Origin of the sequence: Vibrio syngnathi, from assembly GCF_002119525.1 — a bacterium.
Classification (GTDB): Bacteria; Pseudomonadota; Gammaproteobacteria; order Enterobacterales; family Vibrionaceae; genus Vibrio; species Vibrio syngnathi.
This window is the reverse complement of sequence record NZ_CP017916.1, coordinates 1,133,027-1,154,745: the sequence shown is the minus strand read 5'-3', so window position 1 is coordinate 1,154,745 and position 21,719 is coordinate 1,133,027. Positions and strand designations below refer to the sequence as shown.

The window sequence follows — 21,719 nt, the reverse complement described above, 5'->3', positions numbered from 1 at the left end:
AGATAACGTAAGTAAAAACCGCCTTCTCTTCTGAGAAGGCGGTTTTTTATATGGTAATAAGCTCTGTTTGAATCATGCCAATCACAGTCAGTGATTATAAATAGCTCAGGAATACCACCCTAACCCTCACCCTCACCCTCACCCTCACCCTCACCCTCACCCTCACCCTCACCAAAAGAATAACCAGAGCCGTGAAGCTACCAAACAAAAAAAGCCCCGAAGTAAGTACTTCGAGGCCATTAATTTACGGTAGAAAGGTTACGGCTTTAAGGTGTTTCGATAAGCTCTTGAACCGGTGATACTGGTTTGTTTTGAGCAAAACCACGCAGACCAACAACGTGTACATGTTCGTGATCTTTGAAGACCTTACGAACCAGTTTGTAGGTTGTGCCTTTCTCTGGGCTAATATTTTCTGGCGCAGCAATCAGAAGTTGCATACCTAAACGGTCACACAGTTCAAACAGCGTAGAAATCGACTTAGAATCCAGACGTGCTGCTTCATCAAGGAACAACAAGCGACATGGCACAATGTCTTTACTACGAAGTCGACGAGACTCCTCTTCCCAGCTCTGGATAACCATCAATAGGATAGATTGACCCGTACCGATCGCTTCACCCGTAGACAGTGCACCCGATTCCGCTTGTAACCAACCATCTGAACCACGGTTAACTTCAACACTCAGCTCTAGGTAGTTACGGTAATCGAGTAACTCTTCACCCAGAACTTGTGGAGAACGTTGACCCATATCGATATGCGGGTTCACTCGTTGGAACAACTTCGCCATCGCTTCTGAGAAGGTAAAGCGCGTTGATTCAAACAAGTCTTTGTGTTGCTCTTGTTGAGTCGCTAACCCTGATAGCAAAATCTCATGGCTTTCACGGATCTTAACGTTCAGACGTACGCCCTTGACCTGACCAAAGTAGATGTTAGACAGACCTTGGTTGAGCATTCGAATACGGTTCTGCTCGCGCTGAATCGTTTTCTTGATGATACTTGCTACTGACTCAGAGCTAATCGCCAGGCGGTTTTCACGCTGCGTCAGTTCTTCTGTTAGTCGAGCGAGCTCAACTTCCATCTCTTCTATTGCTTCAACCGGATCATCCGTATGAATAATGTCTTGGCGAATACGCTCACGAAGGTGCTGGTAAACCGCAATGTAGAACAGAACCTTACGCTCTGGATGTGCATTGTCTTCAGATAGACGCAGCGAATCACGCAGGTCGTCATTGTCAGCCACAGCCAAACGCAGCGCACCTAGTGATTTATCTGACATTGAGCGAAGTTCGCCCGCCGTTAGGTAAGCCAATTCACGCTTATGAAGACGACGTTCCACGTCATTCTCACGAGCTAAACGAAGTACTGAACACCAGCCGGCTTTTGCTGCAACAACGAAGGTACGAAGCTCGGTGTACTCTTTCTGAACTTTCTTAAGACGCTTAGCCAGGGCTTTCATCTCAAGTTCTGTTGACGTAATCGTACGCTCGTATTCACTCTTACGGCTGCGAGATGTGTGTAGACGCTCTTGAAGCTCGTCACGACGACGCACAGCGCGCTCTTCAGCGCCTTCATCAGCATTGACGCCAAACTCTTGTAGCTCTTGTTTGAACTCTTGAACCGTTTCTTGTTTCGCTTGATGTGAGCTCTTCAGTGCTGCCAATACTTGGTTGTACTGGTTCATCTGTTCACGAGCTTGCTTCAAGCCATCACGGCCTTTGGTTCTTGCTTGTTCTGCTTGAACCAACTTCGCTTTCAATTGCTCACTCAGTTCGCTGCTCTTGTTAAGCAGGTCTACAGAATCCGCGTAAGCAAAGTAGTGACGACGTTCGATTAAGTCAGACAGAGCAAACACTTTACCTTTCAAGCTTTGTAGAGCTTGGTCAGCGTGTTGGTATTGTGCTTCTAGTGCCTCGAACTGTTCTGGGTCAGCATCGAGTGCTGATACAATTTGCTCTAGTGAAGTAAGCGCTTTGCCATGAGTATTCAAGTAAGACTTAGCTTCGCTTAAACGCTCAAGTTGTGCTTCTAATTCAGCTAAGCGCTCAGCCAATGTTTCGTCTTCTAAAATACGAACCATTGGTGCTAATTTATCTAGCGCACCGAGTGCCTGCTTGCTTTGCAGAAGTTGGCTACGTTGCTGCTGCTCTTTAGAGTCTAGCTCTGCCAGAGAACGAACAATTTGGTTACGCTTATCGCGAATAGACACTAGCGCCTGTTCAGGATCGGCGTTAAAAGCAACGTGTAGGTGCTTAGCTACAAAGTTGTTGAACGCTTGGTATAGGCGATTCAGCTTTTGTGCATCAAACGCCGCTTTCGCATGGTTTTCCACAACAACATCACGCTCTTCGCGTAATTTCTCTAATCGTTGCTCACGAGCCGCACGACCAAACAATGGAATCTCAGGGAAGCGCGAGTAACGCATTTGACGATCGTTTAACTGAACACAGACCGCACCTTCAAGCTCATCGGCATTGAATGAGCTATCATCAAACGCGTCTACATCGCCTTCTAGGATGTAAAGGTCTTCTGGACAATCATCGAGATCCACCAGCTTCTCTTTAATGCCATCAAGGTCCGAAACCACAATTGCGTGACGAGCTGGGCCATACATCGCACTAAAGTACGGTGCATCACCAATGGTAATGTCATCGTAGATCTCAGAAAGCAGCACGCCACCCAGTGTATCCGCTAAGCCCTTCAAGCGAGGATCGTTAGAGCCACCTGGAGACGCTAAACGTTCAATTTCTTGCTCAAGCTCAGCTCGGCGCGTTGCCAACTGATCTTTTGCTACCGCTTGAGATTTCTCGTTTTCAAGCACTTGCTGCATTTGAGTCATAACTGCTTGGCTATCTTCTAGCTCAGCGTCTGTTTGATCTCTGAGTGCTTCAAGTGCGTCATTAGCTGTAATCCACGCAGGAGCAATAGCCTCGAGTTTTTGAATCTCTTGGTCATGGTTTTGTTGTACACGACGTTGCTCACTCTTCGCTTCACGCAGCTCTTCTTGAGCGTACTCAAGAGACTCGATCTGCATAGCATGGCGTTCACGTTCTTCATCGAAAACCGCTTCGTCAGTCAGTGAGATGTTGTGTTGCTTTTGGTATTCAGTCGCCAGCTCTTTTGCTTGACGCTGCTGTGCCACATCACGCGCCATGTCGCGGTGCTGCGCACGCCATTGCTGTTCATTTTCAACAACGTGTTTTGCGTTACGGCCTTTCTCTAACGCTTGTTTAGCGCTGTGAGAAGCGTCTTTACGCTCAACATCACCAACGATGCTTTTAACAAGAGACAGTGCTTTGTCGAACTGTGCAGACGCAGCAGAAGACATGTCTAGCTTATGTTTAGTAGACAGTAGCGTTTGAGTGCTTGATTCTTCTTGTGCTTTTAGCTCAGAAACCAGAGTTAATGCGCTTTCTGCCGTAATAGACTCATCACCAAGTAGTTGCTTAGTTTTCTCTAGTGCTTGAACCGCTTGCTGGTATTGAAGCGCACGAGTCTGCTGAACATCCAACGCTTGTTGGTAGTCAGCAAGCTGAGTTTTCAGGCTATCCACTTCTTCTTCAGTTATGGTTGCCTGTTCTTCAGCAAGAAGTACTCGCTCTTGAGCTTCTTCAACCACCATCATCTGCTCTTCTAGACGTTCATTAAGCTCTTCTAGATCTTCGCTGTAACGAGCGATTTTCTCTTGCTGACGAAGTGCTGTTTGAACCAATTGAAGATGATCCGAAGCCGCTTGATAGTCTTGCTCTAATGCCGATTCTTGATCGACCAACAGCTCAAGCTCTTCTTGAACGCGGTTCAACAAGTTGTTTTGATCAAGCAAGGTTTCACGAGAACCAAACAGTTCGCCACGGAACTTCATTGTTTGATCAAGCTTGTTACGACGATCGTTGGCATGGCGCATGTAATCTGCTGCCACGTAATTCGTAGATTCAGTGATCAAGTGCTTGAACAGGTCACGATCCGACTGAGTCGTTTTGATCGCTTCTAGCGTCATGCGGTTTTCACGCAGTGCTGATTCCATATCTTGGAATGCTTTCTTCACACCGCCATTTTGCGGCAGAAGGTAATCACGCAGAGAACGTGTAATCGCACTTGAGATACCGCCGTAAAGCGATGCTTCAATCAAACGGTAGAACTTAGAACGGTCACTGCTGTTACGCAGTTTCTTTGGAACCACACCGTATTCAAACATCTGTGAGTGGTAATCAACAATCGAAGAAAATGCTTTAAAATGCGCGCCTTCGTATTGTGCAACCGCCGCTTTCACGTCGCTCAACTGACATACACGTGCGTGGCTGTCTGAAACGTTCTGAATCAATACATCCGTTGGTTTCACGTGGCTTGGAAGGCCTTGGATAACAAATGGTTTGATGTCTACTTTCTTATCACGACCCGCAACTTGCTGCAGTTTTACCGCAAACAATAGGCGTTGATTACGAGAGTTCACCACATCTAGCGCGGCATAACATGCGCCAGGTTGAAGCTTACCGTAAAGACCTTTGTCACGAGAAGACTGCGAACTACCCGCTTCCGTTGTGTTACGGAAGTGCAGAAGGCTTTGGTCTGGAATAAGTGCGGTGATGAATGCCGCCATTGTGGTCGACTTACCCGCACCGTTACCGCCAGAAAGCGTTGTAACCAATCCATCAATATCAAAAGTACGCGCAAAGAAGCCGTTCCAGTTGATCATGGTTAATGATTGATACTTACCTCTTTCAATCATGCATCACCTTCTACTTTGTTCTGTTCGCCAAGGTTTGATTGGTCATCAAAGTCGGCTTGATCGTTAAAAATGTCTTGCTGACCGTTTTCGTCTACGTCTAGTTCTAATGCAGCTTCTGCCTGCTCTTCATTTAGCAAGCTGCCTTGGTTTGGCTCTTGTGTATGAACCACGGCTTCACCATCGCGAATAAGACGTAATTGTGCTTCTTTCATATCATCGCCAACACGAACGTCCGCACCAAAACGGAACACCGCTTCGCTGATACGGAATTTACCTGTTTCACCAATCACGATCAGCATGCCGATACGACGCAAACGGCGTAAAGAAGTACGTACTTTTTCAAACAGCTTTTCTTTATCTAAGTCAGAACCAGACGCACGGTTGGTTGCTAGCTTCATGAGTTTTTTCTCATCCGCTAACGACATCAGTTCATCAAACAACTCTTGATTGCTGAATATGCCTTCATGAGCCAAACGCTCTGGGCTTAGGTATAAGAAACACAATACTTTGCCAACTAGCATGTCGAGCTCAGACAAAACACTACGGCCAATTAAAGACGTAGAACGCGGGCGCAGATAGAAGAAACCTTCAGGCGCTTTTACCAGTTCCGTATTGTAGCGTTGATAAAAATGCTGAAGCTCAACTTCAAAATCAGAAAGCAACGCATGGTTATCGAGGTCTTCCGTTGAAACATGCTTGCCTGAACGCAACATGCTATCTAGCGCAGGAAACAATGGGTTCGCTATCGCTTTTACCAGTTTCTCTGGCATGTAATCATCAGTACTTGTTAATGACATTTGCTTGTACCTTTGCACCGAAATCGTTGATTGCCTGCCAATCCGGCTGAATAGCCTGATAGTCAGACTCTGAGTAACCTAAGCGCACGGCTTGGTCGACAACAATTCTGGCTAAATCAAAATGGTGTGTGCGAGGGTGTGCTGCGAGGTAATCGCGTAGCACAAGGCCAAGATCAATTGGCGCGCCTTGCTGTTTGTGAGCTTTCAACATATCTGCGATTCGTTCTGAAAGTAGATCGTTCACTTGCTCAAATTCTTCGTATTCTACGTCGATTGGCGCTTGCCCCATCACTTCGTCATCACGGAGCACAAGTGCTTCATCACGAAGATCCGTAAGTTTTTCTGCGTCTGCATAGGTCAATAACCATGGCGCATCAAAGTAGTCAGTGACTGACTGACGCAAGCGTTGGCTAAAGGCACGGTTTTTATCCATATCGATAGCGGTACGGATAAATTTGTGAACGTGGCGGTCGTAGCCGATCCACAAGTCGATTGCTTGCTGACCCCAACTGGTGATTCGGTCAAGCTTCATTTGCAAACCGAACAGGGTTTCGCCAACGAACTCGAGTTCATCGTCACCGTAAACAATTTCTTGAATATCGAGAATCTGTGTTTGCAGTTCGTCACCAGCCGCTTGCAAGGTGTCTTGCAATTCTTTTAGCGTGGCTGAGGTTTCCGATAGCAAAGACTCACAGTTATTGATCGCTTCTCGCCAGTCCTTATTTAATAGGTCGGCAATTTGCTGCTTAACGGTTTGTTGCTGCTCATCCATAACACGTTGGTTAAGATCAATCTGATCGAAAATTTCACCAACTGAATATTTGAGCACGCCGTAAACGTTCTTTTTCCAATGCCCCGGAGTTCCGCCCTTCTGCGCAGCTTCAATGGCTTTTGCCATCTCATCGGCAACCATAGAAAGCTGAATAGACAGTTTTAATTTAGAGAACTGACGGTGACGTAAGTAATAATCAGAGATACCAACGGCCAACGGTGATAAGCGGTAGATGCTCGCACCATCGGTGATTTCACTGGTAAAGCGGCTGATCAACTTCTGTTTAACTAGCTCATTGATGGCATTGTTGGCACGAAACGCAGACGCTTCGCCAGTATCTTCAAACAGTCGAGTGACAATGGTAAATGCATCGTGCAGTTCACCTTCGCCCAACTCTTCATCGAACCTTTCATTGCTTAGTACTGCGATAGCAATCAAAAATGCTAAGCGCTCTGGTGGCAAGTTTAATGAAAAATCATGCTGCTTGACCCAGCCCACCAACTCATCAATTGGCTGCTCTTCGGCAGTTTGAGTCATTTCACTCATTGTGGTTCCTGTTACTGTTCTTCGTCATATCGAACGTATTAGATATGACGCCTATTTCTTTATGACGCGGGCTTGTTACGATTGCATAGCGCATGTTGTGGCTTCTTTTACCACATTCACCACTGCTATTGCGCAGGTTTTTGAGCCCAAACGTGAATATAACGGCCTAGTGACAGGTATGGCTCTTGGCGACATAGCTGTTTCTCTAGTTCCAATACATCTTCGAACTGGTAATCGCCCATGAACTCCATATTACCTATGTAGTCACTGAAAGAGCGAATGCCTGATTTACCACAGATATCTAAACCAGCGTCTTCTATCCATTGATAAACCTCTTCAGGCCTCAAGCCTTTTTGTGGTTGCAGCTTAAACCTTTTTCGATGTGGCATCCCATTCAATACATGAGGAATGTTGCCACAAATCACATTTTTCAGGACTAAACCATGGTGGTTGTAAAACATTATCGAGGCGATGCCACCGGGTTTTACTTGTTCCAACAACAAATCAAGCGCCTGTTTAGGGTCTGCTAACCATTCCATTACGGCATGAAACATCACAAAATCGACTTTCTCTTCGAGATGCTCTGCCACTTTTTGTACCGGAGAATGGATAAAACGATACTGCTCGAGTAAACCTGCTTCTGCGATGCTTTCTTCCGCTAGCTTCAACATTTCAGAAGAGAGGTCGCACAGAGAAACGTTGTGGCCTAGTGTCGCAATTTTTTGCGACATTTGAGCAAGCCCACCTCCGGCATCAAGCACATGCAACGGCGAAGCGGATTGCTCAAATTTGCTCAAAGCTTGTTCTAAATCTTCCCATACGATGCACTGACGGATCTCTCCTTTGTCAGAGCCGTATATGTTTTTTGCAAATTTGTGGGCAATATCGTCGAAATTACGGTCTTCAGTCACGGCTACTTGAGTTATTATGTCCTATCGTGCCTGCTATTCTGTCACAGGAATTTCAGGAATAAAGAGGCGATGTCTCTTTTTACTACTAAGTGATGTTTTTTCGGACTATTCGGATATGTTTGAGCTGAAAAAAGTAGTGTCTTCGTTACTGATGCCACTGCCAGCAATGTTAATTCTCGCTTTTCTGGGTTTAGCCCTAGTGATGTTTACTGCAAAACGGAAGACAGGTTGCCTAATTACCCTCTCAGCCCTCTGTGGTATTTTCCTAATCGCTTTCCAGCCTGTTTCTAGTCAACTTTTAATGCCAATGGAAAGGCAACACACCGCTTTTTTACCTATCGATGATACCGTCGATTACATTATGGTTCTTGGAAGTGGTCACGTTGTTGATGACCAAATCCCGCCAACATCAGAACTTAGCCGCACCGGTCTGATGCGCTTAAGTGAAGGGATTCGTATCTTACGTCTTTACCCTGGAGCTAAACTCATTTTGTCTGGTTATGGCGCAGGCACTGAGGTGAGCAACGCAAAAATGATGGCTAAAGTAGCGCTAGCACTCGGCGTGGCAAAACCCGACATCATTCTACTTGAGACCGCGAAAGATACATGGGAAGAAGCTCGCCAAGCCGCTGCATTCGTTAAGAATAAGAAAATGGTGCTCGTGACATCAGCTAGCCATATGACTCGCGCACTTAATGAATTCAATGCCGCTGGCATGAAACCATTACCAGCTCCAACCAACTACCTTGCACAAGAAGGGATCGTTGAACCATGGAATAAGTACATGCCTAAGGCTATCTATCTCGAGCAGACTGAGCGCTATTGGCATGAGACGATGGGATTAGTTTGGCAAAGCTTGCGAGATTGGCTAGACACAAGTAATGACCCTGTCGAGAGCAGTACTCCGATGATAAACAATTAAAAAGTTCAGTAACAAAAAAACCGAGGCATCATTGATGTCTCGGTTTTTTTTACGTTCAAGTATCGTTACTGAAACCAGCTTTCCACGGGAAATTAGTCACCAGCAAACATGTAACCTTCACCGTGAACTGTCACAAAAATTTGTGGGTTTTTAGGGTCAAACTCCATTTTTGCACGCATACGACGGATTAACACGTCAATAGTGCGGTCATTCGGCGCGTCCACTCGATGGCTGATCATATTCAAGATACGTTCACGACTTAAAACTTGGTTAGGGTAAGAAGAGAGCGCAACCAACAGTTCATATTCCGCTTTGGTCAATTTCACCGGCTCGTTATTCTTACTTAATGCACGGCGAGGTATATCAAACGTCCACTCACCAAAACGAACCACAGATTCGTCTCCTGCTTCTTCTACCGCAACCGCTGCTGTCTTACGAGCCGCCGAAATGCGCCACAAGAGGTTTTTAACTCGAACCAACAACTCGCGAAGTTCGAAAGGTTTAGTAACGTAATCATCAGCGCCCATTTCAAGGCCAACGATCTTGTCAATGCTATCCGTGCGTCCAGTAACTAAAATTATGCCAATGTCTGATTGACTGCGTAATTCGCGAGTTAGCATCAATCCATCTTCGCCTGGCAAGTTGATGTCTAACATAATGAGGTCAACGTTATTTTCTTCTAACATTTTTCTCATTTGAGCACCGCTTTCAGCTTCGCTCACTGTGTAACCTTCATTCTGGAAATATCCAACCAGTTTACTGCGGGTTACCACATCATCTTCTACGACTAATACGTGATAGCTCATCTACACCACTTTTCTTATTTAATAGTTTCATTGACCATTCTATTCATAACTCGTAACAATTCTAGTACTACAGAAGATAAAAGCCAGAAACATGATTTTTTTTTGATACAAGACAATCTTAAACCTTGCTATTTGTCGCCCATCGCAATTCAATATAGGCATTACTACTAACGAGTAACTTTGCGTTTCGCAAATAACCTTGTTATTCAGCCTTGGTGTGCCTATACCCAAATCACTCGACGATGCTAGGTATACACACACCACAAGACTAAATCAGGATCTAAGAAATGAAAGATACGAAAGCATTCAACGAACAACGAGCAGAAATATACTGGTGGCTATCAAGCTTGTTCGCTAAAGAGCTCACTCAAGAAGAACTCGATCACTACCACTCTGTTGAAATTCGTTCTTTCCTAACTGGTTTAGGCGAAAATGAAACACTAAAGCCGGCAATTGATAGCTTAGTGGATGCGCTAAACCGTCTACAAACACGTGAAGATGCTCAATTAGAATTGTCTGCTGACTTCTGTGACTTATTCTTAAAGACTGATAAACATGGCGCACTTCCTTACGCTTCTATGTATATCGGCCAGACTGGCCTTTTGAACGATAAGCCAGCAAAAGATATGGAAGAGATCATGGCTAAACACAACTTGGTGGTTAACCAAGACCTGAAAGAGCCAGCTGACCACATTGCTATCGAACTCGATTTCCTAGGTAATCTCATCATTCGTTCGAACGAAACTGAACTTGAAGAAGAACTAGAGAAATCCTTCGCTGTTCAACAGCAATTTATCGAACAACAACTTCTTACTTGGGTACCAAAGTTCAACGTTAAATGTCATGACGTTGACGAATTCGGTTTCTACGCTTCAGTCTCATCTCTGCTACTTGCATTCTGCAAATTGGACACCCAATACCTCGCTGGTGAATAAGCTTATTGGATGACTCGTTAAATAAATTCAGAAGAATGTGACAATTCACCCGGATTTCCGGGTGAATTTTATTGCGAGTAATTTCTAGTCAGTCTAAAATTGTGACCGCAAACGATAAAATATGAAACATTCACGAAATGCTATGCTTATTATAGTTTTGAGCATTTCGGTGTTAAGACAAGCCGCTCAATAGCGGTTTTTTGTTTTTTAGCACTTTAGTACCCAAAGAGCCCTACAAATTTAAGCTCTTAGTTAGGTAGCTTAACGGCTACTTCATTCCGTACTTTGGGAAAGTAGCTTCTAATAGGATAAAACCATGGCCACTATAAAAGATGTCGCTCGCTTAGCAGGCGTATCAACAACAACCGTTTCTCACGTAATCAACAAAACTCGCTTTGTTGCAGAAGCGACGCAAGAAAAAGTAAATAAAGCCGTAGACGAACTGAACTATGCACCAAGTGCCGTTGCTCGTAGTTTGAAGTGCAATACAACCCGCACTATCGGCATGCTAGTTACTCAATCAACTAACCTATTCTTCTCTGAAGTTATCGATGGTGTTGAAAGCTACTGCTACCGTCAAGGTTACACTTTGATCCTGTGTAATACGGGCGGTATCTATGAGAAGCAACGTGACTACATTCGAATGCTTGCAGAGAAACGTGTAGATGGCATCTTAGTTATGTGTTCTGACCTAACTGAAGAACTGAGAGGCATGTTAGACCGTCACGCTGACATCCCTAAAGTAATTATGGATTGGGGCCCTGAGAGTTCTCAAGCAGATAAGATCATCGACAACTCTGAGGAAGGTGGTTACCTAGCGACCAAGTACCTCATTGAGCACGGTCACTCCAAGATTGCTTGTTTAAGTGGCCACTTAGACAAAGCGGCATGTGTTGAACGCATCGCGGGTTACAAACGCGCACTCAACGAAGCGAAGATTACTGCCGATGAAAATATGATCATCGAAGGCAACTTTGAATGTGACACAGCTGTGATTGCTGCTGACCAAATCATTGAGATGGAAGATCGCCCTACCGCTGTATTCTGTTTTAACGACACGATGGCATTAGGACTGATGAGCCGATTGCAAGAAAAAGGCATTCGTATTCCTGAAGATATCTCAGTGATCGGTTACGACAACATAGAATTGGCTGAATACTTCTCTCCACCGTTAACGACGGTTCACCAACCTAAGCGCCGTGTTGGTAAAAATGCATTCGAAATACTACTAGAGCGTATAAAAGACAAAGACCACGAAAAACGCGTCTTCGAAATGCACCCTGAAATTGTTGAACGAAGTACAGTTAAAACGTTAAATTAATTGATGTAATGAGTTTAGTTTAATCAAGCGCACCTTTAGGTGCGTTTTTTTTCTCAACAAACAAAATGCACTTGCATGCATAATTCGAAGATCATTAATTGAAGCAATATCACATTTTCAAGTAAGAAGTGTGAGCCTAATTCAACAAAAACTTTATTCTAATAACCCAGTCACGCACAGGGCAAACCACTTGAAAAAGTGGGACGCAAAGCTTCCGGCCTAAACCACTCGTTGGTATGGTAGCGGGGTTACCGATGGCAAAATGCAGTAACTGCTAATACTTTAGTAATTTACAGCCTATTGACAATTTAATTGCAACATTTTGCTAATCTCTCGGACCTGCTTATTTGGTGGCGTAGTTCAAATACACCGAGATAAATAACATGGATAAACCGATACTAAAGGACTCAATGAAATTATTTGAGCCCCTAGGAAAAATTAAGTCACGCTCAATGTTTGGTGGATTCGGGCTTTTTGCTGATGACACAATGTTTGCCCTGGTTGTGAATGACCAGTTGCATATACGATCTGACAAATGCACAACGCAACAATTCGAACAACAAGGATTTCAACCATACGTCTACAAAAAACGTGGTTTTCCTGTCGTTACTAAATATTTCGCTTTACCTGAAGGCTTATGGCAAGACCAAGAGAAAATCTTGCAGCTTGCGACTACGTCTCTAGGTTTTGCTAAAGAAGAGAAAGCTGAACAATCTTCTGCTAAACCAACTCGACTCAAAGATCTGCCTAACCTTCGACTCGCCACCGAGCGGATGTTGAAAAAGGCAGGGATCGATTCTGTAGAACGTTTATATGAATCTGGCTCTGTAAACGCATTTAACGCCATCAAAGAATCGCATGCGTCTTCTGTCAGTATTGAACTGTTATGGGCGCTAGAAGGCGCGATCAATGGTACACATTGGTCTGTTATACCGCAGCAACGTCGTGAAGAGCTTATCAATCACGTCAATTAACATTGTCAGTGCAAACTATCTAGATAATTAAGCCGCATTTTTGCGGCTTTTTTTATATCTGGTGAAAGTTATTCTATGCTTTGCCTGTCTATCTATACTAATGGTATACATTGAAAAACTAATGGTATGCATTGAAAATTTAGAGGAAGTATCAATGAGTAAAAAAATGATATTGGGTATTGTGTTGGTCATAACCATCGTCTTGTTAGGCGTCAATTTCGGCCAGTACTTAACGCTTGAAAATGCGAAAGCCCAACAAGCTGTTTTGAATGACTACATCGAGAGCAATTTCATTGCCGCTGCCGCTATCTACTTTGTCGCTTATGTCATGATTACGGCTTTCTCAATTCCTGGCGCTGCCGTTGTTACGCTGTTAGGCGCTGCGCTGTTTGGTTTCTGGAACAGTTTACTACTGGTGTCCTTTGCAAGTGCCATTGGTGCAACCCTCGCCTTCTTAAGTAGCCGTTACTTGTTACGTGACTGGATCCAAACCAAGTTTGGTGACAAGTTAGCCACCATCAATAAAGGCGTTGAAAAAGATGGCGCATTTTACTTGTTTTCTCTGCGTCTAATTCCCGTGTTCCCATTCTTCCTTATTAATCTGTTGATGGGTCTAACACCGATGTCGGTTAGTCGTTACTACATTACAAGTCAAATCGGGATGTTGCCGGGTACTGCCGTTTTCTTGAATGCCGGAACTCAACTCGCAGAAATTGATTCACTTTCGGGTATCGTGTCTCCCTCAGTACTGTTGTCATTTGCCTTACTGGGTGTGTTCCCAATTATTGCCAAATGGTTGATGAATAAATTTCGCTCAGCACCTGTCGCTGAGTAACGAATATAACTAAATAACTTATATAGCTAAATAATGCATGCAGCCAAATAAGGTTCTATTTCAATGAAAATCTTCAGTGCATCGAATCCGACAGAAGCTCATATCATCTGTGGATTGTTAGAAAGTGAGAATATTGCGTGTGAAGTCCGTGGTGAGGGTTTGTTTGGTTTAAAAGGGGAAATCCCATTTACTGAAGATACAGACCCTTACGTATGGTTATATGAGCCAGAGCTCGCTAACAAAGCCCGTACGATCGTCAATGACTACCAAAAACAGCAAGATTCGATCATCTATGAAGAGTGGCGTTGTGGTGAGTGTCATGAAATCAATGAAGCACAATTCGGGTCTTGTTGGCAGTGCGGTGCTGCATCACCAGAATAAAAACATAACGAACGATACTCCTCCCTCAAAATAAAAACGGGAAGCTATTATTAGCTTCCCGTTTTTATTTCAATTCTATTCAAGTATGTTCTGATCAAGGATCTAGAGAATCACTGAATTTGCTTTTGAATAAACGCGATAGAGCGTTGGTTGAACTCTTCAGGGTTTTCTACATTACACACATGTCCGCAATTCGCTATTTCCACTAACTCACTCGACTCGTGCGCTGCAACCATCTCTTTTACGGGCTTGATGAACATGTAGTCACGTTCTCCCATCAAATAAAGGGTTGGGATCGGCAACTCTCTATCTTTGAAGTACTTCATAAGAGGGTTTACATCAGCAGTTAGGATAAACCAGCGTTTAAATTCTTTTTGGCACAGCTTTTTAGCTTCGCGGATAAATAGGTGACGTGATTCTTTCTGACTTTTTTGCGGCATCACAACATAAGCAAAAAGGCTATATAACCACATATAAGGAATGATGTGCTTACTCAAGTTTCCTAATTTGATTAAGACTTGAGAACGAGTGTTAAGTTTAGTAACGGCACCACCAAGCACCATCGAACGTACTCGGCTTGCCGCCAATTCAGCCACGTTGCGAACGATAATCGTACCCAAAGACATGCCTACAAAGTGTGCGGATCGGATTTTTAGATGATCTAACACTTTAAGTATATCGAGCGTTACTGATTTGAACGTATAACGGTTCGAAATCAGATCTTTAAGTATATTGTCTGATTTACCATGCCCTCTCAAGTCAATGAGAAGCAAGTTGAAATGCTGTTTATAGGCTTTGATCTGCTTAAACCAAATGGAGGAACTGCCTCCGGCGCCATGCACAAACACAACCCACTCATCGCTCGTAGGGTGAGTAAATGTTTTATGAAATAATAAACTCTCAGACATACCTATCGCTTAATTTATTTATGGAGCTAAGCCTCATCACAAGGCGATGACTAAGGATATCACGCAATTAAGAATTTTAAGTGATAATAGTGTCAAACCCAACACTAGTCATGTGAATACCTGACCACCTTTTCTACCTGACTAAAATGAGTTTGCAAGCTTTCTCTTCGTAAACGTGATGTGATCTGACCAGAAAACAAAAAGGCACTCTACTATCAGAGCGCCTTCTTTTATTATGAGCTGTTGTTATTCAACAACTGAATTTTAAAGCTAAGTCAACACGTTAAAATGCAGAATGGTACATCGTAAGATATTCTTTTGCTGCATCCTCCCAACTAAAATCTTGCTGCATCGCGTAAAGCTGAACGCGCTTAATTTCAGATGGATTTTGTGCATAAAGTAGTAATGAACGATGTAATACCGCTAGTAATGCTTGCGGTGTTGGCTCTTCAAAAGCAAAGCCGGTCGCTATCTCGGGATCCTGATCGTAGTCATTGACGCTATCCTTTAACCCCCCGACAGAGCGCACAATCGGTAAAGTGCCGTAAGCCATGCTGTAGATTTGGTTCAAGCCACAAGGCTCAAATTCAGAAGGCATCAAGAAGAAATCAGAACCCGCTTCAACCAAATGCGCCAGCTCATTATTGTAGGCTTCTACGAATGAAAACTTGTCTGAATGAAGTGCGGATAACTCTTTCAATTGACTCGCCAAAACCGGATCACCAGTACCGACAATCACGATCTGAAGATCGTTTTTCAAAAACTGCTCGATGATCGGCAGTAAGTAATGAACGCCTTTTTGGTTGGTCAGACGGCAAACCATGCCATAAACCGCACAATCGGTAACGGGTAAGCCAACATCTTGTTGCAGTTTTTGCTTACAAGCTGATTTCCCACGAGTCATGCTGTGTTTCGTCGCTTTGAATTTACGAGGAAGGAAAGCGTCTGTTTCCGGGTTCCAAGCTCCGTAATCACAACCGTTGAGAATTCCAAATAAGTCTGCCGAACGATGTTGGAACTCTGCTGCCATGCCATGGCTACCTAACTCCGTTTTCAGCTCTTCTGCGTAGGTTGGGCTTACTGCATTGACCTTATCAGCACACATCACGCCGGCTCTCAGCATAGTGACATGCGTGTCACTCACTGAAGCTTCAGGCACATTGTAGCTATGCATTTCTGGTAGAAACTGCAGTTCATCGTATGCGAACACACCTTTGAAAACTGCGTTGTGAATCGAGATAACACTGCGCGTATTTTCAAAGAAATCGTGTTGTTGATAACGTGATTTAAGCAAGAAAGGCACAAAACCTGTGTGCCAGTCATTTGCATGAATGATATCAGGTTGGAACGCGAGCTTAGGAAGCATATCCAAACAAGCCGTACTGAAGAACGAGAAGCGCTCTCCGTTATCGGCATACGCTTGATTGTTCTCTGCGTACATTTCAGGGCGGTCGAAATACTTGGCACATTCAATAGCGAAGACTTGAACACCTTCGACACTCAACTTTTTGACTTGATAAGCAGTGTGAGGCCAATGATCGAGCTCGGTTGACAAAATAACTTCAGCAGAACCAATGTTCGGAATGTTTCTATAAGCAGGGATGGTCACTCGAACATCTTGTTCGAGTGTTTGTAACGCTTTTGGCAGTGCCTTGGCTACGTCAGCCAAGCCACCACTTTTGATCAAGCCTTCAACTTCAGACGCTACAAAAAGTACCGAGAGAGTCTTAGTAACCAACTCGTGCTCCTTTAGAAATCACTACAACACCATCGTCAGATACGTGGTAATGCTTTTTGTCTTCTGTCAGATTCACACCAATCTGTGTACCCGGTGCGATATCTGCATCTTTATCAATGATAACGCGGCGCAGGATACAACCCTCACCCACTTTTACATCACCGAGTAAGATACTTTCGCTAATATCACACGCTGATGCGATATTGCTGCGGAAGCCCAATACACTCTTTTCAATACGCGAACCACGTACATAACTACCGCTACACACAAGGCTATCAATGATCTGAATTCGACCATTTGCCGAATCAGTAAACGTAGCGGGTGGTAGTGGCGGGTAATAAGTGTGTAGCGGCCATTTACGGTTGTATAGCGAGAATGGCGCATCTTTCTTAAGAAGGTCCATGTGCGCTTGCCAGTACGCGTCAATCGTACCTACATCGCGCCAGTAAACTTCTTCTTTCTCACCAGTAATACGGTTGGTGCTGAAATCATAAACAAACACATCACCACGTGGGAACATGTTTGGAATAATGTCTTTGCCGAAATCGTGTGTCGAACCTTCTCTATCAGCATCTTCCGTTAGTTCAGCAAAAAGCTCTTTCGCTTCGAACACGTAGTTGCCCATTGAAACGAGCGCTGATTCTGGATCGCCCGGAATCGACTTCGGATTTGCAGGTTTCTCTTCAAAGCCAATCATACGGCCGTCAGCATCCACCTCGATAACACCGAACTCTGATGCTTCAGCAAGCGGCATTCGCAGTGCAGAGACGGTTAACGCTGCTTTCTTTTCTTTATGGAAATCAAGCATTTGTTTGATGTCCATTTTATAGATATGGTCAGAACCAAAAATACAGACTTGATCAGGTTCTTCCCGCTCCATAAAGCCCATATTTTGGTAGATAGCATCTGCTGTGCCTTCATACCAACGCTTTCCTTTACGCATTTGCGCAGGAATTGGGTCGATAAAACGATCTGTGATGCCACTGATATTCCAACCTTTTTTCATGTGGTGGAACAGAGATTGTGACTTAAATTGTGTTAATACGTAGATCTTCATAAGATCAGCATTAACGAAGTTGTTCAAAGCGAAATCAATTAAGCGGTAACTACCACCGAAAGGAACCGAGGGTTTGCTGCGAGATTCAGTCAAAGGTCTTAAGCGAGAGCCTTCACCACCAGCAAGAATCATTCCCAATACACCAGCCATTTTATTCTCCATATATCTATAGCTTGTCGATGTCAGTACTCGTAGAGGTGTCTTCCTCTGGGGGATGAGCACTAACACTTATTTCGGTACTTAACGAATATTCATTCACATACAGTGACAATATCCTAAGCCAAACGTTGTTATGCGTGCACTATTCTTTGCACTTGGTTTTATATACGTTATCGACTTTTCGGTCGATTTCAATTTTTAATACGCCATTCTGTGCTATGTAAGCTGATTGCTTTCCTAAGACTTAAAGCAGCTCACACTACACCGTTCGGGCGAAACATTACATTAACACCCGTCACACATCAGGTATACAACTAAACACTGATCTTTGAGTTACAATATTTGAATTAAGTTACATTCTCGTTAAAGTTGCATAATTAAAGATTATTATCCATTTCATTTATTTCATGACCTGAATTTAACAAATAGACACAGGTAAGGCCGACGATCGAGAGACAGCATAATTAGTCATATTTAGATCAAAAAAAGCAGCCTAATGGCTGCTTTTTCATCAATAAAATGCCAACCCATATCAGATCGGGTCACACATTCAGTTACTTCTCTTTAGGCTTTTTACGTTTATCCGTAACTTCCCACTTACCGTCGATGTACAAAGCGGTCCAACCTGAAGGTTTACCGTCCACTTCGGTACGAACGTAGTTTTCTTTTGTCTTACGACTAAAACGAACGACTGTCGGCTTGCCATCAGGATCAGCAACCGGTGCTGATGTCAGATACTGGAATTTAGGTGAAATACGGTCTTTAAAACGAACCAGTTCTTCCACTAATGGTGCACGTGTTTCACGTGATTTAGGGAAATTACTCGCGGCCATAAACAAACCAGAAGCCCCATCACGAAGTACGAAGTATGCATCTGAATTTTCACATGGGAGTTCAGGGAAATGCACTGGGTCTTCTTTAGGTGGCGCTACTTCGCCATTCTTCAGAATCTTACGAGTGTTCTTACAATCTTCACTCGTACAGTCCATGTATTTACCGAAACGACCATTCTTCAAAACCATGTCAGAACTACATTTGTCACACTCAACAAGCGGACCATCATAGCCTTTCACTTTGAATTCGCCGTGTTCAACCACATAACCTTCACAGTTAGGGTTGTTACCACACACGTGCATCTTACGCTTATCATCTATCAGATAAGCATCCATTGCCGTTTCACAAATCGGACAACGCTTTTTCGCTCGAAGTGCTGCGGTTTCAACGTCTTCTTCAAGAACGTTGATAATACCTTCTTCATCACCAAGGTTGATTGTTGTCTTACAACGCTCTTTTGGTGGAAGTGCATAACCAGAACAACCCAGGAATACGCCTGTCGAAGCCGTACGAATACCCATTTTACGGCTACAAGTTGGACACTCAATATCGGTTTCTACGATATGATTTGGCTTCATGCCACCAGCGTCTTCGTCTAAATCCGCTTTTTCCAAATCGCCAGTAAAGTCTTCGAAGAAGTTATCTAGCACGCCTTTCCAGCTTGCTTCGCCTTCTGCAATTTGGTCTAACTTCTGCTCCATACGAGCCGTAAAGTCATAGTTCATTAGATCATTGAAACTGCCATCTAGACGGTCAGTAACAATTTCACCCATCTTCTCAGCATAGAAACGACGCTGTTCAACTTTTACATAACCACGGTCTTGAATCGTAGAGATGATTGATGCGTACGTTGAAGGGCGACCAATACCACGCTTCTCAAGCTCTTTAACTAGCGCAGCTTCAGTAAAACGGGCCGGCGGCTTAGTGAAGTGCTGTTTAGGGTCTAATGCGATTAGGTCTAGCTTTTCACCAACCTGTACAGCAGGAAGAATCGTATCTTCATTTTTACCCATTGGACGTTGAACGCGAGTCCAACCATCAAATTTAAGAATACGACCTTTCGCTTTTAACGTGTACTCATCAGCTTTAACGCTTACCGTCGTTGAATCGTACTGCGCAGGTGTCATTTGACATGCAACAAATTGATTCCAAATCAGCGAGTAAAGCTTGTGTGCGTCTGCGTCTACGCCGTTTAGGTCTTCTGACTTAACATCGACACTTGAAGGACGAATCGCTTCGTGAGCCTCTTGTGCGCCCTCTTTGCTGCCGTATACAAGCGCCTTCGGTGGAAGGTATTGTGCGCCAAACTCAGAACCAATGTATTCACGTGCGGCTTCTACAGCTTCTGAACTCAAGTTGGTTGAGTCAGTACGCATATAAGTGATGTAACCCGCTTCATACAAACGTTGAGCCAACATCATGGTTTTCTTTACGCCGTAACCAAGACGTGTACTCGCCGCTTGTTGCAGAGTCGACGTGATGTAAGGTGCAGACGGCTTACTCTTAGTTGGGCGGTCTTCACGTTTACATACTTCGTATTGCGCTTTTTCTAAAACGCTTACTGCAGCTTGTGTTTGCGCTTCATTATCAGGTTTAAACGCAACACCGTCTTTTTGAGCAACTTGCAGTCTGAAATCTGTTTTCTCTGCCGTTTTGGTATCAGCATGCACATCCCAGAACTCTTCAGGGATAAAAGCGTTGATCTCGCGCTCACGTTCAACCAGTAGTTTTACAGCTACAGATTGAACACGGCCAGCGGATAGGCCTCGTGCTACTTTTTTCCAAAGCAGTGGTGACACCATAAAGCCAACAACACGGTCCATAAAACGTCGTGCTTGTTGTGCGTTTACGCCGTCGATATTTAGCTCACCTGGAGTTTCGAAAGCTTGCTGAATAGCATTTTTAGTGATTTCGTTAAAAACCACTCGTTTGTATCGCGTTTCATCACCACCGATGATCTCACGAAGGTGCCATGCGATAGCTTCTCCTTCGCGGTCCAAATCGGTTGCGAGATAAACATGGTCTGCGTTCTCAGCCAGTTTTTGCAATTCAGCAACGACTTTTTCTTTACCAGGTAGAATTTGGTAGTTCGCTTCCCACTCTTGATATGGGTTGATACCCATCTTTTTAATCAGAGCTTTGCGATCTTTTTCTTTCTTGATACGAGCTTTATCTTCTGGGCTCATACCCTTGGTTGAAACTGCAGCAGCCTTTTGACCAGTACTTTGACCCGCCGTTGGTAAATCACGAACGTGACCTACACTCGACTTAACGACAAAGTCTTTGCCAAGATATTTATTGATAGTTTTAGCCTTGGCTGGCGACTCCACTATAACGAGCGATTTACCCATATTGACTCTAACGTCCTTAATCACGATGCTTCAGCACCAACAATTTAGCTTGTGGGCTTTTACGCATGATATTCTAAATTCATTGCTTCTTTTTTTACTATTGTGCGAGATTACTAGAAGATCAACCGCTTTTTTCAAAATTGGATCTGATCGCTCGACAATTCGACGACTCATAGAGAAAAGAGTCACAATATAAAGAAGCTATAAAGTACTCACTAAGAATACTTGCAAGAGCCTATTCATCAGGCATTACGTCTAAACGCGCTCATACTAAGCTTGTCAGCGAATCTAACGCGAGCCCCATTCAATTATTTTTGTCATAAATCACAAAATAAATTGTGGATGTTTGAAAAGACTCTCTTAATCGGTTGTGAAATCATTGAATTTCTAGTTCGACACCATAAACTCAACGTTATATTCAGTTATCAGAGATAAACTCATGACAAAGAAAGTAATAGCAGAATTTGATTTACTGCTTATCGCAAACCAAATTATCCAATCACATGATGACTACATTGAAGGCATGCGCGCAAACAGCGTAGTAGAAAAAGACGATGTGCTCATTTTCAAAGGTGAATACTTCTTAGACAACAATGGAATGCCGACAGAAAATACAACCGCGGTATTTAACATGTTTAAGTACTTGGCGCATCACCTTTCGAAAGAATTTACAATTCAGCAATAATTAAAAAGCTTGCCATCTAGGCAAGCTTTTTTGTTCCTGGACCTTTATATACTTATCATTTTTATA

The 21,719-nt window shown here is 43.7% G+C and carries 16 protein-coding genes and 1 riboswitch; of the genes, 7 read left to right on the top strand and 9 right to left on the bottom strand.

The features are described 5' to 3' along the window. Positions 1-266: 266 nt before the first annotated feature. From mukB to cmoM, 4 genes are all read right to left on the bottom strand, one after another. Positions 267-4,721, bottom strand: a complete 4,455-nt coding sequence (gene mukB, locus K08M4_RS05475) for a chromosome partition protein MukB (protein WP_086049124.1) — start codon at positions 4,719-4,721, stop codon at positions 267-269. Next, complete coding sequence (gene mukE / locus K08M4_RS05470; RefSeq protein ID WP_086049123.1) at positions 4,718-5,518, bottom strand: chromosome partition protein MukE; 801 nt, start codon at positions 5,516-5,518, stop codon at positions 4,718-4,720. The genes mukB and mukE overlap by 4 nt, the downstream gene beginning before the upstream one ends. Continuing rightward, positions 5,499-6,836, bottom strand: a complete 1,338-nt coding sequence (gene mukF, locus K08M4_RS05465) for a chromosome partition protein MukF (RefSeq protein ID WP_086049122.1) — start codon at positions 6,834-6,836, stop codon at positions 5,499-5,501. Before mukF ends, mukE begins: the two co-directional genes overlap by 20 nt. Positions 6,837-6,961: 125 nt before the next feature. Next, positions 6,962-7,747, bottom strand: a complete 786-nt coding sequence (gene cmoM, locus K08M4_RS05460) for a tRNA uridine 5-oxyacetic acid(34) methyltransferase CmoM (protein WP_086049121.1) — start codon at positions 7,745-7,747, stop codon at positions 6,962-6,964. 115 nt (positions 7,748-7,862) lie between these two features. Here cmoM and elyC point away from each other — a divergent pair, with 115 nt between their 5' ends. Continuing rightward, complete coding sequence (elyC, locus tag K08M4_RS05455; RefSeq protein ID WP_086049120.1) at positions 7,863-8,669, top strand: envelope biogenesis factor ElyC; 807 nt, start codon at positions 7,863-7,865, stop codon at positions 8,667-8,669. A 92-nt stretch (positions 8,670-8,761) separates the two neighbouring features. Here the strand turns inward: elyC and torR are convergent, their stop codons facing one another. Further along, positions 8,762-9,475, bottom strand: coding sequence for a two-component system response regulator TorR (torR, locus tag K08M4_RS05450; RefSeq protein WP_086049119.1), 714 nt, complete (start codon positions 9,473-9,475; stop codon positions 8,762-8,764). A 287-nt stretch (positions 9,476-9,762) separates the two neighbouring features. On the opposite strand from torR, the gene torD reads away from it, so the two are divergent. From torD to K08M4_RS05425, 5 genes are all read left to right on the top strand, one after another. Then, positions 9,763-10,410, top strand: coding sequence for a molecular chaperone TorD (gene torD / locus K08M4_RS05445; RefSeq protein WP_086049118.1), 648 nt, complete (start codon positions 9,763-9,765; stop codon positions 10,408-10,410). A gap of 316 nt (positions 10,411-10,726) precedes the next feature. Beyond that, positions 10,727-11,731 (top strand): HTH-type transcriptional repressor PurR, encoded by a 1,005-nt coding sequence (purR, locus tag K08M4_RS05440; protein WP_086049117.1) that lies wholly within the window; start codon positions 10,727-10,729, stop codon positions 11,729-11,731. A 170-nt stretch (positions 11,732-11,901) separates the two neighbouring features. Beyond that, positions 11,902-11,987: riboswitch (cyclic di-GMP riboswitch) on the top strand. A 127-nt stretch (positions 11,988-12,114) separates the two neighbouring features. Further along, positions 12,115-12,705, top strand: a complete 591-nt coding sequence (locus K08M4_RS05435) for a TfoX/Sxy family DNA transformation protein (RefSeq protein ID WP_086049116.1) — start codon at positions 12,115-12,117, stop codon at positions 12,703-12,705. Positions 12,706-12,859: 154 nt separating this feature from the next. Further along, positions 12,860-13,540 carry a TVP38/TMEM64 family protein gene (locus tag K08M4_RS05430; RefSeq protein WP_009846351.1) on the top strand — a complete coding sequence of 227 codons (681 nt, stop codon included), beginning with the start codon at positions 12,860-12,862 and terminating at the stop codon, positions 13,538-13,540. Between the two features lie 63 nt (positions 13,541-13,603). Beyond that, entirely contained in the window at positions 13,604-13,921 is a 318-nt protein-coding gene (locus K08M4_RS05425) for a putative signal transducing protein (protein WP_086049115.1), read from the top strand. A 110-nt stretch (positions 13,922-14,031) separates the two neighbouring features. On the opposite strand, the gene K08M4_RS05420 is transcribed toward K08M4_RS05425, so the two are convergent. From K08M4_RS05420 to topA, 4 genes are all read right to left on the bottom strand, one after another. Further along, positions 14,032-14,829, bottom strand: a complete 798-nt coding sequence (locus K08M4_RS05420) for an alpha/beta fold hydrolase (RefSeq protein WP_086049114.1) — start codon at positions 14,827-14,829, stop codon at positions 14,032-14,034. Positions 14,830-15,112: 283 nt separating this feature from the next. Continuing rightward, positions 15,113-16,567, bottom strand: a complete 1,455-nt coding sequence (gene glgA / locus K08M4_RS05415; RefSeq protein ID WP_086049113.1) for a glycogen synthase GlgA — start codon at positions 16,565-16,567, stop codon at positions 15,113-15,115. Next, positions 16,557-17,786 (bottom strand): glucose-1-phosphate adenylyltransferase, encoded by a 1,230-nt coding sequence (gene glgC, locus K08M4_RS05410; RefSeq protein ID WP_086049112.1) that lies wholly within the window; start codon positions 17,784-17,786, stop codon positions 16,557-16,559. The genes glgA and glgC overlap by 11 nt, the downstream gene beginning before the upstream one ends. A gap of 551 nt (positions 17,787-18,337) precedes the next feature. Then, the gene (topA, locus tag K08M4_RS05405) at positions 18,338-20,968 is read right to left on the bottom strand and encodes a type I DNA topoisomerase (protein WP_086049111.1); all 2,631 of its coding nucleotides are present in this window, start codon (positions 20,966-20,968) and stop codon (positions 18,338-18,340) included. A gap of 439 nt (positions 20,969-21,407) precedes the next feature. Between topA and K08M4_RS05400 the strand changes: the two genes are divergently transcribed. Next, positions 21,408-21,653 carry a YciN family protein gene (locus K08M4_RS05400; protein ID WP_009846345.1) on the top strand — a complete coding sequence of 82 codons (246 nt, stop codon included), beginning with the start codon at positions 21,408-21,410 and terminating at the stop codon, positions 21,651-21,653. The last annotated feature ends 66 nt before the right edge of the window (positions 21,654-21,719 follow it).